At 64.0% G+C, this 17,071-nt stretch carries 15 protein-coding genes; 11 read left to right on the plus strand and 4 right to left on the minus strand.

All coding sequences use genetic code 11. From position 1 onward, the window contains the following. Positions 1-287 precede the first annotated feature (287 nt). From hisS to BBF93_RS01850, 6 genes are all read left to right on the plus strand, one after another. On the plus strand, positions 288-1,769 hold the full coding sequence (hisS, locus tag BBF93_RS01825; RefSeq protein WP_114104791.1) for a histidine--tRNA ligase: 1,482 nt from the start codon (positions 288-290) through the stop codon (positions 1,767-1,769). Further along, complete coding sequence (locus BBF93_RS01830) at positions 1,766-2,887, plus strand: ATP phosphoribosyltransferase regulatory subunit (protein ID WP_114104792.1); 1,122 nt, start codon at positions 1,766-1,768, stop codon at positions 2,885-2,887. The genes hisS and BBF93_RS01830 overlap by 4 nt, the downstream gene beginning before the upstream one ends. Continuing rightward, on the plus strand, positions 2,884-3,594 hold the full coding sequence (gene hisG, locus BBF93_RS01835; RefSeq protein ID WP_035594056.1) for an ATP phosphoribosyltransferase: 711 nt from the start codon (positions 2,884-2,886) through the stop codon (positions 3,592-3,594). The genes BBF93_RS01830 and hisG overlap by 4 nt, the downstream gene beginning before the upstream one ends. Before the next feature lie 401 nt (positions 3,595-3,995). Next, positions 3,996-5,183, plus strand: coding sequence for an aspartate aminotransferase family protein (locus BBF93_RS01840; RefSeq protein WP_114104793.1), 1,188 nt, complete (start codon positions 3,996-3,998; stop codon positions 5,181-5,183). Between the two features lie 78 nt (positions 5,184-5,261). Further along, on the plus strand, positions 5,262-5,810 hold the full coding sequence (locus BBF93_RS01845; protein ID WP_114104794.1) for an AAA family ATPase: 549 nt from the start codon (positions 5,262-5,264) through the stop codon (positions 5,808-5,810). A 248-nt stretch (positions 5,811-6,058) separates the two neighbouring features. Then, on the plus strand, positions 6,059-8,689 hold the full coding sequence (locus BBF93_RS01850) for an AAA family ATPase (RefSeq protein ID WP_114104795.1): 2,631 nt from the start codon (positions 6,059-6,061) through the stop codon (positions 8,687-8,689). Here BBF93_RS01850 and BBF93_RS01855 read toward each other — a convergent pair whose 3' ends face one another. Continuing rightward, positions 8,690-9,892 (minus strand): lipase family protein, encoded by a 1,203-nt coding sequence (locus tag BBF93_RS01855; protein WP_162786367.1) that lies wholly within the window; start codon positions 9,890-9,892, stop codon positions 8,690-8,692. It lies immediately after the preceding gene. A 130-nt stretch (positions 9,893-10,022) separates the two neighbouring features. Here BBF93_RS01855 and BBF93_RS01860 point away from each other — a divergent pair, with 130 nt between their 5' ends. After that, positions 10,023-10,865, plus strand: a complete 843-nt coding sequence (locus BBF93_RS01860; protein ID WP_114104797.1) for a carbon-nitrogen hydrolase family protein — start codon at positions 10,023-10,025, stop codon at positions 10,863-10,865. A 117-nt stretch (positions 10,866-10,982) separates the two neighbouring features. Here BBF93_RS01860 and BBF93_RS01865 read toward each other — a convergent pair whose 3' ends face one another. Continuing rightward, on the minus strand, positions 10,983-12,110 hold the full coding sequence (locus BBF93_RS01865) for a carboxynorspermidine decarboxylase (protein WP_114104798.1): 1,128 nt from the start codon (positions 12,108-12,110) through the stop codon (positions 10,983-10,985). Positions 12,111-12,271: 161 nt separating this feature from the next. Next, the gene (locus BBF93_RS01870) at positions 12,272-13,486 is read right to left on the minus strand and encodes a saccharopine dehydrogenase family protein (RefSeq protein WP_114104799.1); all 1,215 of its coding nucleotides are present in this window, start codon (positions 13,484-13,486) and stop codon (positions 12,272-12,274) included. 162 nt (positions 13,487-13,648) lie between these two features. Here BBF93_RS01870 and BBF93_RS01875 point away from each other — a divergent pair, with 162 nt between their 5' ends. Next, complete coding sequence (locus BBF93_RS01875) at positions 13,649-13,975, plus strand: antibiotic biosynthesis monooxygenase (protein ID WP_114104800.1); 327 nt, start codon at positions 13,649-13,651, stop codon at positions 13,973-13,975. Positions 13,976-13,994: 19 nt separating this feature from the next. On the opposite strand, the gene BBF93_RS01880 is transcribed toward BBF93_RS01875, so the two are convergent. Further along, positions 13,995-14,303 (minus strand): hypothetical protein, encoded by a 309-nt coding sequence (locus tag BBF93_RS01880; protein WP_114104801.1) that lies wholly within the window; start codon positions 14,301-14,303, stop codon positions 13,995-13,997. 418 nt (positions 14,304-14,721) lie between these two features. Here BBF93_RS01880 and BBF93_RS01885 point away from each other — a divergent pair, with 418 nt between their 5' ends. The 3 genes from BBF93_RS01885 to BBF93_RS01895 all read left to right on the plus strand — a co-directional run bounded on the left by BBF93_RS01885 (position 14,722) and on the right by BBF93_RS01895 (position 17,048). Further along, positions 14,722-14,976, plus strand: coding sequence for a GlsB/YeaQ/YmgE family stress response membrane protein (locus tag BBF93_RS01885; protein ID WP_035594066.1), 255 nt, complete (start codon positions 14,722-14,724; stop codon positions 14,974-14,976). A gap of 134 nt (positions 14,977-15,110) precedes the next feature. Then, positions 15,111-16,037, plus strand: coding sequence for an ornithine carbamoyltransferase (gene argF, locus BBF93_RS01890; RefSeq protein ID WP_035594068.1), 927 nt, complete (start codon positions 15,111-15,113; stop codon positions 16,035-16,037). A 90-nt stretch (positions 16,038-16,127) separates the two neighbouring features. Next, entirely contained in the window at positions 16,128-17,048 is a 921-nt protein-coding gene (locus tag BBF93_RS01895) for an Hsp33 family molecular chaperone HslO (protein WP_035594070.1), read from the plus strand. Positions 17,049-17,071: the final 23 nt, after the last annotated feature.

The following is a 17,071-nucleotide window of genomic DNA, read 5'->3' on the forward strand; positions in this document are numbered from 1 at the left end:
CCGCAAAGACAAGCCACGAAATCTGGCGATATTGTTGACTTTTCATGCCTGGCTGCGTATCGGCCCCGGCAATGAACACAGGCATGCACCACCATCATCACCCCGCATGACGCGCCGCTGAGGCGCGAACCGGTCCGGCTGCGCCTCTGAAACGTGTTCCTCCCCCCCGAGAACCAGACCAGATGCGGCAGGCCGAACGGGCCCGCCTCACGGCCTTTGTGCCGCCTTTCCAATCGGGCTGCCTGCGGTTATTGCGGGGCCAGCCGGCAAACAGGATCTGAAGACCCATGAGCACCAAGGACGCCCGCCCCCTCTCTGGCAAGGATCTCGCCCGCAAGCCGCGCGGCTTTCCCGACAAGCGCGAGGCCCTGATCCATGCCCAGGCGAAGCTCGTGGAGACGGTGACCGGGGTTTACCGGCAATGGGGCTTTGAGGCGCTCGATACCGGGGCGTTTGAATATGCTGACGCGCTCGGCAAGTTCCTGCCCGATTCTGATCGTCCCAATGCCGGCGTGTTCTCCCTGCAGGATGATGACGAGCAGTGGATGGCGCTGCGCTATGATCTGACAGCGCCGCTTGCCCGTTTCGTGGCCGAGCAGGGGCAGGGGCTTGGCCGCCCGTTCCGCCGCTATGCTGCTGGGCCTGTCTGGCGCAACGAGAAGCCCGGCCCTGGCCGGTTCCGCGAATTCTGGCAGTGCGACGCCGATACGGTCGGCGCGCCCGGCCTGCATGCCGATGCCGAGATGATCGCCATGGGCGCCGAAGCGCTCCGCGCGCTGGGCATGAAGCCCGGAGAGTTCGTCATCCGCGTCAACACGCGGCGGCTGCTCAACGGTGTGCTGGACGGGGTGGGCGCGACCTCTGGCGACACCCGCCTCGCCATCCTGCGCGCGCTCGACAAGCTCGACCGTCTCGGCGCTTCGGGCGTGGCGGACCTCCTCGGCGCAGGCCGCAAGGACGAGAGCGGCGACTTCACCAAGGGCGCCGGGCTCGGAGCGGAAGAAGTCAAACGCGTGCTCGCCTTTGCCGAGGCGGGCGCTGAGACCCGCGCCATGACGCTGGCCAATCTCGCCAAGGCGGCCGGCAGCACGGAAGAGGGCAAGGCAGGCCTCGGAGAGCTGGAAGCCATCGCGCTGGCGCTTGAGGCGCTGGGCGCGCCGGAGGATGACGTCAAGATCGATCCCTCCGTAGTCAGAGGGCTGGAATATTATACCGGGCCTGTGTTCGAGGCAGAGCTGCTGCGTGAGGTGACCGGCGAAGATGGCAAGAAATACCGCATCGGATCCATCGGGGGCGGCGGGCGGTATGATGATCTCGTCGCGCGTTTCACCGGCGAAACCGTGCCCGCCACCGGATTTTCCATTGGTATCTCGCGGCTGGCTGCGGCGCTGGCCATCCTGGGCGAGGGCGGAAAGCTCGATGGGCCGGTGGTCGTGCTCAATCTGGACAAGGATAATCCGGGCATTGCCCTCGGCCTTGCCGCAGAGCTGCGCCGCGGCGGCATCCGGGCGGAAGCCTATATGGGGGCCTCGGGCATACGCCCGCAGATGAAATATGCCGACCGGCGCAGTTCGCCTGCAGTGGTCATTGTCGGCACTGACGAGATCGAGAAGGGCACGGTTACCATCAAGGATCTGGAAATCGGCGCGCAGAAGGCCAAGGCGATTTCCTCCAATGAGGAATACCGCGAAGCGCGCCCCGGCCAGATCGAAGTGCCCCGCGCCGAAATGGTCGAGACTGTCCGCCGTATCGTCGAGGCCCACGCATGAAACACGACGCTCTTGTGGCGGTTGCCCGCGCGGTCGTGGAGACGGCTGGCGGCACGCCGATTGACCCTGACTATGTTCTGCCAGCGGACATTCCGCTGGAGCTTTCCGGCGAAGCTGTCCGCGCCCGGCTCTGCGTGTTCCAGGATTATCGCGGCGCCGACATGGCGATGCGGCCAGACCTGACGCTGCCTGTCGCCCAGCGTGAAGCGGCCCGGCGCGCAGCCGGCGAGGGCGGCGCGAAGACCTATACCTATGCCGCGCGCGCCTTCCGCATACCCGTTGCGCCGGATGATCAGCTGGAATTCACCCAAGTGGGCCTCGAACGCTTCGGCCATGAGGCGAGCGCAGAGGCCGATGCCGAACTCTTCGCGCTGATCCACCGCGCGGTGGAAGCCTGCGGCGTGGCGCCTTCCGGCGTCATCATGGGCGATCTGGCAATCTTTCCGGCCTTCATTGATGCGCTTGGCCTGCCCGGCGTGACGGCGGATCTGCTGAAGCGCGCCTTCCGGCAGGAGGGCGGCGTGCGCGCGGTGCTGGACGCGGCCTCCCGCCCGCTGGAGCCTGATGTGGCAGTAGTGCTGAGCGCGGCCGACCCGGTCGCTGCGCTTGGCAATCTGCTCTCTGAGCGGAATATTCCGATGGCCGGGGGGCGAAGCCTCGCCGAGATTGTCGAGGGCCTGAAAGCACGCTGCGCGGCCATTGAGGCAGGGGGCCTCAGCCAGGTCACGCGCGATGTGCTGCTTGCCCTGCGTGAGGTCGATTGCCCGCTGGGAGAGGCGGCCGGAACGCTTTCCGCACTTGCCGAGACCCATGGGCTTGGCGCCGTGCCCGGCGCCATTGCGGCGCTCAAGGCGCGGGCCGAGGCGATCCTCGCGCGGGTGCCGGCTGCCGCGCAGACCGCGCGCTTCCGCACGGGCTTTGGCCGCCGTTTCACCTATTATGATGGGTTTGTATTTGAAATCCTCGCGCCGGGTCTGGAACTCACCCAGCCGGTTGCCGCAGGCGGACGGTATGACGGCCTGCTGACGGGGCTTTCCGGCGGCAAGGTGTCGGCAACCGGGATCGGCGGCGTGGTGCGGCCGGACCGTATGGTGCGTGTGCGGAGGGCAGGAGCATGAGCCGGATCACGATTGCGGTTCCCTCCAAGGGGCGTCTCAAGGAACAGACTGAAGACTGGCTCGCCAGCATTGGCCACACCGTTCGCCAGATTGGCGGGGAGCGGGGGTACACGGCAGAGATTGAAGGCATCGATGCCGAAGTGCGTCTTCTCTCGGCCAGCGAGATCGCGCAGGGCCTGATCGAGGGCAGCCTGCATCTGGGCGTAACCGGGGAAGACCTGCTGCATGATCTGTCGCCGGATGGTCCGGTGGATTTCGAAGTGCTCAAGCGCCTCGGATTTGGCGGGGCTGATGTTGTGGTTGCCGTGCCCCAGGCCTGGTTTGATGTTGACACGATGGCAGATCTGGAAGCCGCCGGCGCCGCCTTTCGCAAGGCGCATAACCGCCGCCTGCGGGTCGCCACCAAATATCTGCGCATCACCCGGCGATATTTTGCCCAGAAATCGGTGGGCGAATATCGCCTCGTCGAAAGCGCTGGCGCCACAGAGGCCGCCCCTGCCACCGGCACGGCGGATGTGGTGGTCGATATCACCACAACCGGCGCCACCTTGCGGGCCAATGGTCTCAAGGTGCTTGATGATGGGGTAATCCTGAAAAGTCAGGCTTCGCTTACGCGCTCAATCCGGGCGCCCTGGAGCGAGGAGGCGAACAGTATCGTACAATCCCTTATGCGTCAGCCGGGCACAGGGACAAAACGCCCCCTTTAAATTTTTTTTGGACACATTCTTGACACATCCCCGAAAACGTTGCCGTATGGGTAGGCAAGTTTCTGGGAGGAAACGCTGCAAACGGTGGAGGGGCGTAGCGACCGGGGACGGGGCTACGCCTCTTTTTCATTTCAGGGGCCGTTTTCACGATTTGAGGGAGAAGACCGGGACCAGCAACCGCGATGGTTCAGGGGGAGTCGAGGGGCGTTGTCACCGCGCCGCCGGTCCCGGCTTCATGAATAACAATATGCACTTATCGATAAACGTCAAGCGATATTATCGTTTTTCGATTAAATCGCTGTAATCCTTCCCCCTGTGTTGACTTGCCCAGCGCCGCGCCCCATGCGTGGCGCCTTAACCAGCCCCGCCCCCGGATCATCGCCGCGTCAAAGGAGACCAAGATGGAAGATCCCCGCCAGCACATCCTTCCCGTTTACCGCCCGCCGGAGGAAGTGTTCGTGCAGGGCGAAGGCGTCTACATGTTCACCGAGGACGGGCGACGTTATCTCGATTTCATCGCGGGCATCGCGGTCAACGCGCTGGGCCATGCGCATCCGGCCATGATTGACGCCCTGCGCGATCAGGCTGGCAAGCTTTGGCACACCTCCAACATGTTCCGGATCAAGGGGCAGGAGGAACTCGCCGACAAGATTTGCCGCGATACCTTTGCTGACCGGGTGTTCTTCACCAATTCGGGCACCGAAGCGATCGAGTGTGCCATCAAGGCGGCGCGCAAGTATCACTGGGCTGCCGGAGACCCGGACCGGATCGACATCATCACCTTCACCGGTGCCTTCCATGGCCGCTCCATCGGGGCGATCAATGCGGGCGGCAACCCGAAATACCTGGAAGGCTTCGGCCCGAAACTGCCGGGCTTCGTGCATCTGGAATGGGGCGATCATGACGCCCTGAAGGCTGCGCTGGCCGCCTCGACCACGGCCGCTGTGCTGGTAGAGCCGGTGCAGGGCGAGGGCGGCGTGCGCGCCATGCCCGAGCAATGCCTCAAAGGCCTGCGCGAGCTGTGCGACCAGCATGGCGTGCTGCTGATGTTCGATGAGGTCCAGTGCGGCATGGGCCGTACGGGCAAGCTCTGGGGCTATCAGTGGGCCGCCGATGTGGAGCCTGATGTGATCGCCGCGGCCAAGGGCATCGGCGGGGGCTTCCCCTTCGGCGCATGTCTTATGACCGAAGCTGTTGCCGAACCGATGCAGCCGGGCAGCCATGGCTCGACCTATGGCGGCAACCCGCTGGCGATGGCGGTCGGCAATGCGGTGTGGGACATCATCTCGAATGAGGAATTCCTGGCCAATGTCCGCCGCGTTTCCGGTACGTTGGCGCAGGGCCTGAAAAGCCTCGCTGACAGCCATCCGGACAAGGTCGAAGGCGTTACCGGCAAGGGCCTGCTCACCGGCCTGCGCCTCAAGGCAGACCCGAAAAACCTGCAGACCCTCTGCCGGGAAGAGGGCCTTCTGGCGGGCGTGGCAGGGAACAATGTCCTGCGCCTCGCCCCGCCGCTGATCATCGACGACGCCCAGGTACGCGACGCCGTCAGCATGATCGACGCCGCCCTGACCGAATGGGCGCCGTAAGCGCCCGCCGGCTTTGATTTCTGCCGCTCCTTGGCGCCTGCCTTTTTCGGCGGGCGCCATCCGGCGGTAAGTACCCTCATGCGCCAAGACCACCGACACTGCTTCATCCTCACCGGCGGCCCCGGCGCGGGCAAGACGACGCTGCTGGCGCATCTGGCCGGGCAGGGGATCGCCATGATGCCCGAGGCGGGGCGGGGGATCATCCGTTCCCAGATGGCCATTGGCGGCCGCGCGCTGCCCTGGAAAGATCGCGCGCTGTTTGCCGAACTGATGCTCGGCTGGGAACTGCGTTCCCTCAGCGAGGCGGCGACACGGCCGGGCCCCATCCTGTTTGACCGGGGCGTGCCGGATGTGGCGGGCTATCTGACGCTGGAAGGGCTGGAGGTGCCCGCGCATATCCGGCAAGCCGCCAAAACCCACCGGTACAATTCGCTCGTCTTTCTGGCGCCGCCCTGGGAGGAGATCTTTCACACCGATCCCGAGCGCCGTCAGGACTTTGAGACCGCCCGGCGTACCTGTGAGACGATGCGGCGTGTGTATACGGAGCTCGGATACAACCTGGTCGAGCTTCCGTGCGCGTCTGTTCCTGAGCGCGCCGATTTCGTGCGGGCCAATATCGGCGCTTAATCCTTGTTTTCGCTTAAAGAAAAGGGACAGGCTGAGAGAGCATAGCCTGTCCCCTGCAAATGCGCACGTGCGGTCCCCCCACACTTGCTGCTGCTGAATTAGCAAATCTGAGTACTGCTCGCGTCCGTGCAGATACCTAAATTTCGGCGGGCTTTGCTCCAATTTGAGCTTTCATGTGCGTGGGCCCCGGTTAAGCTCATCTTCTGGCTGGCTTTGGGGAGAGCAGGCTGGAAGGGGAGCGGTCTGTAGTGCTGGTAGAGCGTGAACGGGATTTCGAGCGGCTGGATGTCCTGATTGCGGCGGCGAGCCGGGGCCAGGGGAGTGTGGCGCTGGTCTGCGGGGAGGCCGGTATCGGCAAGACTTCGCTGATCCGCGGCCTGTTTGCCCGTCTGCCCCGAGGCTGGCGTGCGGCTGCGGGCGGCTGCGACGCGCTTTACACCCCCCGCCCGCTCGGCCCCGTGCGCGATATGGCGGAGATGCTGGGGCCAAAGGTCCGTGCCCTGCTGGAAAACGGCGACCGGCCGCGCCTCTTCGCAGCAATCCTTGACACGATCAGCCGTTCCAACAGCCCGATCCTGATGGTCTGGGAAGACATGCACTGGGCTGATCATGCCACGCTGGACCTGCTGCGCTATCTTGGCCGCCGAATTGCCTTCCTGCCGCTGGTCCTTGTGCTGACCTACCGGGATGACGAAACCGGCGCGCAACATCCTCTGACCCAGGTGCTGGAGGAGTTGCCCCCCACCGTGCGCGAGGCTGTGCCCCTCCGCCGTCTCTCCCCGAAAGCCGTCAGCGCCATGGCGCGCAAGGCGGGTCTGCCGGGAGACTGGCTCTATCAGAAAACATCCGGAAACCCTTTTCTCGTCACCGAGATGCTGGCGGCCGGGCAGGGCGCGGCCGACAATCTGCCCGGCTCCATCCGCGAGGCCGTTACCGTCCGCCAGGCACAGCTCTCCGGCGGCGCGCGCGAACTGCTGGAACTGATCAGCGTTATCCCTGCTGCGGTCCCGCCTGCGCTGCTGGTCCGGCTTGGCGGCGAGGAGGCGGTGACGCTGGCCGGAGAGCTGACTGCCAGTGGCATCCTTCAGGCCTCCACCGCCGGTGACATCCGCTTCCGGCACGAGATCGCGCGGACCGCCACGCTGGAGCGTATTCCCGCCAAGGTCCGGCGCAGCCATCATGTTCGTATACTGGAAGCCCTTCGCGCGCTGGGGGCTGAGGCGCCGCTGGACCAGATGGTGCACCATGCGGCTGGCGCGCTTGACGGCGCGGCCGTGCTGGCAATTGCGCCGGAAGCGGCAGAGCGGGCCGCCGCCAGCGGTGCCCACCGCGAAGCCGCCGCCCATCTGGGTACGGCGCTTCGCTTCGTTGAAGAGGCAGACCCCGAAACCGCCGCGCTGCTGCATGAACGCTGGGCTTATGAGAGCGCCCTTGCCGCACCGATTGATGAGGATGTGCTCGACGCCCGCCGCCATGCGATTACGCTCTGGCGCGTGCTCGGCCGGCAGGACAAGGTTGGCGAGAACCTCCGCTGGCTCTCGCGAATGCACTGGTATCGCGGCGAGGCGCTGGAGGCTGCGCGCCTTGCAGACCAGGCGATCCAGGTTCTGGAAAGCATTCCACCTTCCGCCGAGCAGGCCATGGCCTATTCCCTGCGGTCTCAGTTGCACATGCTGAACGATCAGATGGAAGATGCTGTCTATTGGGGCGAGCGTGCCCTGGCGCTGGAAGCAGATTTCCCCCGGCCGGATCTGCGTGCCCACGCCCTCAACAATATCGGCACGGCGCTGGCTTTCCGGGGACGGACGGAGGGTGAAGCCCTGCTGCAGGAGAGCCTCGACATATCGCTGGCCCACAACCTGCATGAACATGCGGCCCGGGCCTACACAAACCTTGCCGAATATGCCGTCGAGTTCCGCAAGTTCGAACTTGCCGAAAAGGTGATCGCCGATGGCATCACCTTTGACATCGATCATGATCTCGACGCCTGGACGCTTTACCTCTCGGGCCGCCTTGCGCTTTTGCGGATGGAGCAGGGGCGGCTGAAAGACGCCGTCAGGCTGGCCGCCTCCGTCACTGATCGCGAGCGGTTGACCCTTGTCGTTCGCTTACCGGCCCTGCTGGTGCAGGCGCGGGCAGCCATGCGCCTGACTGCGCCCGAAGCGCCCCGCCTGATGGAGCAAGCCTATGCCGATGCCATGGCGACCGATGAGTTGCAGCATATCGTGCCCGCGCGGCTGACGCTGATCGAACATGCCTGGCTTTCCGGCAATCCCGGCCTTGCGGGGGAACATCTCGACGCCCTGTTCACCCTCGCCGATGGCGACCGCCATCCCTGGAATATCGGGGAACGGGCCGTCTGGGCGCGGCGCCTTGGCCGGCAGGTGCCCGGCCTCACCCCCGAAACATTGCCCGAACCCTTCCAGCTTGAATTGGCTGGTAAGATTGAGCAGGCGTCAGATGCCTGGAGGGCGCTGGGTATGCCCTATGCCTCGGCTATTGTCCGTCTGCAGAGTGATGACGTGGAGCTGCTCGGCCAGGCGGTGCATGATCTACAGGCCATGGGCGCAGAAGCTGGCGCGGCCTTCGCGCGGCGGCGCGCGGCAGAGCTTGGCGTCACCCGCAGTCTGCCGCGGCCCCGCCGGGGCACCTACAGCGCGGCCCGCGATCATCCCCTCGGCCTGACCCGCCGCGAGCAGGATGTGCTGCGCCTGATTGTCAGAGGCTGTTCCAACCGCGAGATTTCCGAAGAACTCGGCCGTTCGCCGCGCACGGTGGAGCATCATGTTTCATCGGTCCTCTCCAAGCTCAACGCCCAGAACCGGATGGCCGTCATGCTGCGGGTGCAGAACGATCCCTGGTTGCTCGGTAGCGGGTGATCATCTGGGGCAGACCTTCGGCGCGGGCGTTCCGTCAAACCGGGCCCGGGTCCATTTTACCAAGATCGGCACGGTTGGCGCATCGGGCGCCACGATGGACACATGGTCCAGCGTGTCGAATAGCTGATAGTCGATGATTTCCCCCGCCGCGCACCGCTCGCGCGCATAGCCGGCCTGCATCTTCGCGCTCACCACGTCGTCGCGCCTGCCCTGCAGGATCAGCACCGGCGCGCCGAGCTTTCCGTTGGGGATGTTTTCGGCCAGTTTCCGCCGGAAACTTGTGCCCGTCTCTCCGCCCCGGAAAATGGTGCCTTCAGTGAACCTTTCTGCCAGCAGCAACGGCACAACCACCCGCGCATCGGCAAAGCAGCGCTCTGCAATTTCCTTGGCCTGCCAGCCTGCCTGCGGCCGGACGATGCCGCTGAAATAGAGGTCGGGATAGGTATCGGCATAGGCGCGTGCCGCAAAGGACGAGAAGATCCGGCCTACCGGGGTTGCTTCGGTTTCTGCCACGATGGCAGGAAGGTCTGTAGCCGGAGCAAGCGCTGCAATCCCCTTCACCTGAAGCTCTGGGGCATAGCTGCGCGCCAGGATGCCGCTCCAGAGCGCGGCGTGCCCGCCCTGGGAGTGGCCCCAGATCACGGTTTCCAGCGACAGGGTCAGCTCTGAGAGGTCATGCGCTGCCCGCGCCGCATCCAGCACGGAGCGCGCTTCCCCATCGCCGATCAGATAGGGGTGGGGCCCTTGCGTCGTCAGCCCGGCATAATCGCTGGCCACATAGATCCAGCCTTCTTCCAGCAGCGCGCTGAGGGCCGGCACATCGGCAAAGGGGTTTGCCTGCATCGAGGCGCCACAGCCGGGCGCGGCGCCCAGCGTGCCATGCGCCCAGAGGATCACCCGCCGGGGGAGCGCGATGTTTTCCTGCGGCTTCCACATTACGAGGGCGCTGGCCGTTGCCGGGGCGCCGCCGCTCAGCGTTGTGGTATAAAGAATGCGGCGCGCAACCGCGCCTTTGGGCACGCCGCGCTTGTAAGGCTCAGATTTCAGCAGATGCCCCGGCCCGGTGGCAGCCGCCACGTCCGCCTTGAAGAACTTGCCCGGCGCGGGCGGGTAGGACCAGAGCCACACACCGAGCACAAACAACAGGACAAGGAGGATCAGCCCCCCGACCACCATGCGCGCGAGTTTCACCCAGCCGGGCATTGCCTGTCCCCCAAAGGCTCCACCCTGTGCAGCCTGCCTGCAAACTACCAGAAGCCTCTGCGCCTCGCCAGCGCCGCTTTGGCGCGAGAGGCGCTGGCGGCAAGGCTTCTGGCGCGCTAGTCTGCTGCCCATGAAACTCACCGCCGCCTGCATCCAGATGCGCTCGGGCACCGAGCCTGCCGCAAACCTCGCCGCTGCCACTGCCCTCATCCGGCAGGTCGCCGGGCAGGGTGCGCGCTTCATTGCCACGCCGGAAATGACAAACCTTCTGGATATTCGCCCCGGCATGGCCCGGCCGAAAGTGCGCACGGAGACGGAGGACGAAAGCCTGCCCGCTTTCCGCGCGCTCGCCGCAGAGCTGGGCATCACGCTGCTGATCGGCTCTTTGGCGATTGCGCTGGAAGATGGCGCGGACGACCGCTTCGCCAATCGCTCCTTCCTTATCGGGCCCTATGGCGGTGTCATCGCCCGCTATGACAAGATCCATATGTTCGATGTCGAAGTTGGCGACGGCCAGAATTACCGCGAAAGCCGCGCCTACCGCCCCGGCGAAACGGCCGTGCTGGCGCAGACGCCTGCAGGCAGGATCGGCCTCACCATTTGCTATGATGTCCGCTTTCCGCATCTCCATCGTGCGCTGGCCATGGCGGGCGCCGACATTCTCGCCATTCCGGCTGCTTTTACCAAGGTCACCGGTGAGGCGCACTGGCATGTCCTGGTGCGCGCCCGCGCCATTGAGACGGGGTGCTTCGTCATTGCGCCGGCTCAGGCGGGCAAGCATGAAGATGGCCGGGAAACTTTCGGGCATTCGCTGATCGTCTCGCCCTGGGGCGACGTGCTTGCCGAAGGTGGCGCCGCCGAGCCCGGCGTCGTGATGGCAGAGCTTGACCTCGCAGAGGTTGCCAGGGCGCGCGGGCGGATTCCTGCGCTGAGCAATGAGCAGGTGTTTCGTGTAGAGAAATTCGGTGTTTAGAAACGCCCACCGCGCCCCCTACACTCATCCTGAGCGAAGTCGAAGGATGGCCAAAAGCTCCGCGCACTCCGGCTCACCCTTCGACTTCGCTCAGGGTGAGCCGTTCTCCCGTTCTGCCTAACGCCCCAGCCGCCGGCGGAACTCGCCATAACCAAAGTCGGAGATCTGCTCCACGCGGCCGTCTTCCCAGCGGATGGCGAGGTTGGCGAGCGGGGTTCCGTTGAAGGTGTTGGTCTTGACGAAGCTGTAATGCATCTGGTCGGTGAAGATGATCTGATCGCCCGGTTCCAGCGGCTTTTCGAAGGAATAATCGCCAATCACATCGCCGGTCATGCAGGTCTTGCCGCCAAAACGATACGTGTACGGAAATTGCCCCGGCTGGCCCGCGCCGATCACGTCCGGGCGGTAGGGCACTTCCAGAACGTCCGGCATGTGGGTCGAGGCGGAGGCATCTAGGATCGCCAGGTCCATCTCGTTCCAGTGCAGCGCCAGAACGGTCGAGTGCAACTCGCCGGTGTTCACCACCAGCCCCGCGCCCGGCTCAAGGATCACCTCGATGCCAAACCGCGCCTTGAATTTCAGGATGGCAGCGATCAGCGCGTCGACATTGTATCCCGGCTTGTTGAGGAAATGCCCGCCGCCGAAATTCACCGCCGAAACCTGTTCCAGATAAGGCGCAAAATGCTCCGACACATATTCGATGAGGCCAACCGAGCCTTCGTGAAGGCTCTCGCAGAGGGCATGGACGTGGAAAATATCGACGCCGCTCCAGTTCACCTGCGCCAGCTTTGACGGCACTTCGCCAAACCGGCTGGTCGGGGCGGTGGGGTTGTAGAGGTCCCCGCCCAGCGTCGCATTGGAATAGCCGGGGTTCACCCGCAGGCCGACATGGCAGCCGGCATCCCGCGCAATGTCGCCAAAGCGGCCTAGCTGCTCGGCCGAATTGAAATAGATATGCTGGGCCACCTTCGTCAGACGGCGGACTTCATCTTCGGTGTAGGCAGGCGAATAGACATGCACTTCCTTGCCGAATTCTTGCGAGCCCATGATCGCCTCATGCTCGCCGCTGGCGGTCGTGCCATCGAGATAATCTTTCATCAGCGGGAAGGCAGCCGGCATCGCAAACGCCTTCGTCGCCAGCAGGATTTTGCAACCTGCCTCCTCGCGCACACGCTTTGCCGTTTCGAGATTCTTCCGGAGACGGGCGGTATCGAGGACGAAGCAGGGGGTTTGAATGTCGGTCATGTCAGAAGGCCCTCACCTCCCACGCCATTTGGGCGCGGGTCCCTCCTCTCCCGCAAGCGGGAGAGGGGTAATGTTGCGTTTGAGATGGCGTGGTGAAGCCCCTCTCCCTCCGGGAGAGGAGGGGCCCATCGCGCAGCGATGGGAGGTGAGGGGCTTCGCGGTCAGGTCACCACCTCAAACAGCGGATCCTGGTCGCCCGGCTTGATGTCGATGATCGTTGTCGGCAGGCCGCGCTTGGCCACGTCTTCGAGGAAAGGCGCAGAGGGGAACTCCTCGACGTTGAACACGCCGGGGCCTTTCCAGATGCCGCGGAAGAACATCGCCGCGCCGGAGACCGGGGGTACGCCCGTGGTGTAGCTCACCGCCTGCGCGCCGACTTCCTTGTTGGTCTCGGTATGGTCGCAGACATTGTACAGCATCTTGGCGATCTTCTCGCCATCCTTCTTGCCACGGATGATCACGCCGATGCTCGTCTTGCCGGAATAGCCTTCGGCAAGGGAGGAGGGCGGCGGCAGCAGGTCGCGCAGGAATTCCATCGGGATGATGTCCATGCCCTTGTGCTTGATCGGCTCGAGCGAAATCAGGCCGATGGATTTGAACACTTCCAGGTGCTTGATGTAGGCGTCGCCAAAGGTCATCCAGAAGCGGATCTGTTTCAGGCCGCGGATGTTCTTTACAAGGCTTTCCTCTTCCTCATGATAGATGAGGTAAGAGGCGCGCGGGCCGACTTCGGGATAGTCCACCATCGTCTTGATGCTGAGCGCCGGGATCTCGATCCATTCGCCATTCTTCCAGTATTTGCCGTCCTGCGTCACTTCCCGGAGGTTGATCTCCGGATTGAAGTTGGTGGCGAAGGTCTTGCCATGGTCGCCGGCATTGCAGTCCACGATGTCGATATAGTGAATCTCGTCGAACAGGTGCTCCTGCGCATAGGCGCACCAGATGTTGGACACGCCGGGATCAAACCCGCAGCCGAGAATGGCGGTGAGGCCGGCCGCCTTGAACTTGTCCTGATAGGCCCACTGCCAGCTATACTCGAACTTCGCCACTTCGCGCGGCTCGTAATTGGCGGTGTCGAGATAGTTCGTGCCCGCCTCGAGGCAGGCGTCCATGATCGGCAGGTCCTGATAGGGCAGGGCCATGTTGATCACGAGGTCGGGCTTTACCTTCTTGATGAGCGCCACCGTGGCGGCCACGTCATCGGCGTCCACCTGCGCAATCTCGATGGGCGTCACGCAATCCTTCGCCACCTTCTCGCAGCTCTCGATGCGGCGCGAGGCGAGGGTGATGTGTTTGAACGTGTCGCGGTCCATCGCGCACTTTTTGGCGACGACTGAACCGGCTGCGCCGGCGCCGATGATGAGAACTCTGTCCATATCTGGGCTAACTCCCGGAAAGGGTTGAAACTGTGCGCCTCCCTTAGGGCACTTTGCCGCCGGACGCTAGCTGGCGGGGCGCGGGAAGGGGGCTAGATAGGCCCGCCTATGACGTGCCACAATGACAGGCCTGTGAAGGGGCCATAAGAGGGGGACACCGCCATGATTGCCACCACGCCCGAGGCGCCCTATTGGGCCGTCATCTTCACGGCCATATTCTCCGGCCGGGAGGAGGCGGAATATGCCGAAACCGCCGAAGCGATGGTCACCCTTGCCCATACGATGCCGGGCTTCCTCGGCTATGAGTCCGCGCAAGGCGAGGGCGGGCTGGAGATCACCGTCTCCTACTGGGAGAGCGAAGACGCCATCCGCGCGTGGAGACGCCAGGCCGATCATATCGCCGCCCAGAAACGGGGCCGCGAAGCCTTCTATTCGGCCTACACGATCCGCGTCGCCAGGGTGGAGCGCGCCTACGGATTCCGAGCGTAGGAAGGGCGCGCGGGCGCCTCTAGATGCGCGAAAGCGCGCGTAGAAACTCGTCAATCGTCATCCAGGCATTCGCCGTCCGCTCGGGCGGCACGGACAGGAGGATGCGCCGGGATTGGGCTCCAAACCGGCCGCGGAGAAAGGTCTCGAAGGTGGCCATCAGCCCCCTGGGTGTACGCAACGTCTCCTGCGTCACCGGAAATGTCAGCAATTCCTGCAGGAAGTTCTCGACGAGGCTGTCTCCCTCGCTCAGCGACCCGCAAAACAGCCGGGCGCAGGCGCGCAGACTGGGCACACAATGCTCGGCGCAGTCCGCGACAGTCGGAAACATCCGGCAATTGTGCCGTAGATTGTTCCACTTTAGATTTATTGTTGGTGTGGTGCGAGAATAAGGATCCGTCATTGCAATCGGCCTTGCAATCGCCACATTCCAGATTTGAGAATGCGTAGCAAATACGCTAGAAAATGAGCTTCATTCACGTTTGAATTTCCTATGGTTTCGAGTGCGGAGGCAGAGCCTATAAAACTGATGAATATAAGGCGCGTTCCGGTAATTTTGCAGTTTTCGATTGAACGCACTGTAAGTGTGATCGGGAGGGCACACTCGTCCGAGGCGAATTTTTGCTTCCCGCGCGGCCCGGATCAGTCCTATCCTTTCCCTAAGGGCAGCCACGAGACTGCCCGTCAGGCTCTCTGCGGCCACCCGGCCGCTGCACACTGAGGCCTGCATAACGGGAAGGAGACCCAGAATGACCCTTGAAAGTATTCTGATATTTCTGCTGATCGGCGCGGTTGCCGGCTGGCTCGCCGGGCTGATCGTCAAAGGTTTCGGCTTTGGGCTTATCGGCAATATCGTTGTCGGCATCCTCGGCGCATTCATTGCGGGCTATGTCTTTCCCGCCATCGGGGTCAGCCTCGGCGCTGGCATCCTGGGAGCAATCCTCCATGCCACGATAGGCGCAGTGATCCTGCTTCTGGTCGTCCGCGTCATTAAGCGGGCCTGACGCGCCCCAAGCTGGCCTTCTGCCCGCCCGCGCTGCCGGGCGGGTAGTTCCTGCCGGTGATTTCACCAACAAACACTGGCGATCCTCCGAAAAACACGCTATGCGGCGCCCTTTCTTTTGCGGGGGCAGCGCTCATGACGATCCGCCATTTCCTTGATATCTGGCCCATTGAGCGCGCTGAACTCCGCGCGATCCTCGATGAGGCCCACCGCATGAAGAAGGCCCGCATTGGCTGGCCGAAGGGTAAGGTGGATGACGGCGCCCCGCTGGACGGCCACACGCTGGCGATGATTTTCGAGAAATCATCCACCCGCACGCGCTTCTCCTTTGATATGGCCATGCGCCAGCTGGGCGGATCCTCGATCACCGCCACTTCGTCCGACATGCAACTCGGCCGGGGCGAAACGATCGACGACACCGCCAAGGTGCTCTCCCGCTATGTCGATGCGGTGATGATCCGCGCCAATGATCATACCGATGTGGAAGTCTTTGCCGAAGCGGCCACCGTCCCGGTCATCAATGGCCTCACGGACCGCTCCCATCCCTGCCAGATCATGGCAGACCTGCTGACGCTGGAAGAACACGGGCTCACCCTGCAGGGCGCGCGCATCGCCTGGGTGGGGGATGGCAACAATGTCTGCGCCAGTTTCATTCATGCCGCGCCGAAATTCGGCTTTTCCCTCGCCATCGGCACGCCGAAGCGGTTTGCTCCGGATGAAGACGATCTGGAGATCGCGGCCGAGCTTCAGGGCCGGATCGAGCTTTTCGAGACTGCTGAGGAAGCCGTTGCCGGCGCCGATGTCGTGATCGCTGACACCTTCGTCTCGATGGGGGATACCGACGCCGAACGCCGCCTGCAGATCCTTGAGCCCTATGCGGTCACCGAGGAGCTGATGGCGCTGGCGGCCGGCGGGGCGAAATTCCTCCACTGCCTGCCGGCCCACCGGGGCGAGGAAGTCGACGCCGAAGTCATCGACGGCCCGGCCAGCCTCGTCTTCGACGAAGCCGAAAACCGCCTCCACGCCCAGAAAGCTATCCTGCGCTGGTGCCTCGGGAAATAGGCCAGGGCAGGGCGCCCCCTTGCGATCAGGGCCCCTCGCTGCCACATGGGGCGCCTTGACCGCCCCATTGCCCCGAACGGGATATGCCCCATGACCCTGCCTGCCTTCCAGACCGGTGATTTCACCGCCAGTTTCCAGATTGAGGATCGCCCCATCCGCGGGCGCGCCGTGCGCATGGGCGCGGGCAGCCTCACCCCGATCCTGGCCCGGCATGATTACCCTGAAAACCTCGCCCGCATCCTCGGCGAAGCGGTTGCGCTGGCGGCCCTTGTCGGCTCCTCGCTGAAGTTTGATGGCCGCATCCTGGTTCAGGCTGAAGGCGATGGTCCCGTGCGCATGCTGGTGGGAGAATACACCACCAATGGCGGCGTGCGCGGCTATGCCCGCTATGATGAAGAGGCCTGGGCAAATCTTGACCGCCTCAACAAGGGCAAGCCACCGCATATGCCCCAGCTTTTCGGGCGCGCTGGCCGGCTTGGCCTGATCCTGCTGCAGGACAATCCCAACCTGCAGCCCTATCAGGGCATCGTTCCGCTCAACAAGGGCACGCTTGCCCAGTGTGCGGAGGATTATTACAGCATGTCCGAGCAGGTGCCCTCGCGTATCCGGCTGTCGGTGGAGCCTACCGAAGGCGGAGACTGGATCTGCGGCGGCATGATGATCCAGCGCATCGCCGGCGACGAGACCCGCGGCGATACGCAGGAAGCCTGGCGCGAGGCTGAGGCCCTGTTCGCCACGCTGACGCCTGCGGAACTGTCAGACCCTGGCCTTCCGATGACGGATCTTCTTTTCCGCCTGTTCCATGAACAGGGCGTGCGCCTGGAAGACAGCCGCGCGGTCGATGACCGGTGCACCTGCAATGAGGAGCGCCTGCTGCAGACGCTGCGCGGCATGCCCGAAGAGTCGCTGCGTGATCTGGTTGAGCCCGATGGCACCCTCGCCATCGACTGTCAGTTCTGCAACCGCCACTATGTGCTGCCCATCGAAAGCGTCACCGGCCCGGCCAATTGACGGGGGGGCAGTTCGCCGGACCG

Source organism: Hyphomonas sp. CACIAM 19H1 (assembly GCF_003325995.1).
Lineage (GTDB): Bacteria > Pseudomonadota > Alphaproteobacteria > Caulobacterales > Hyphomonadaceae > Hyphomonas > Hyphomonas polymorpha.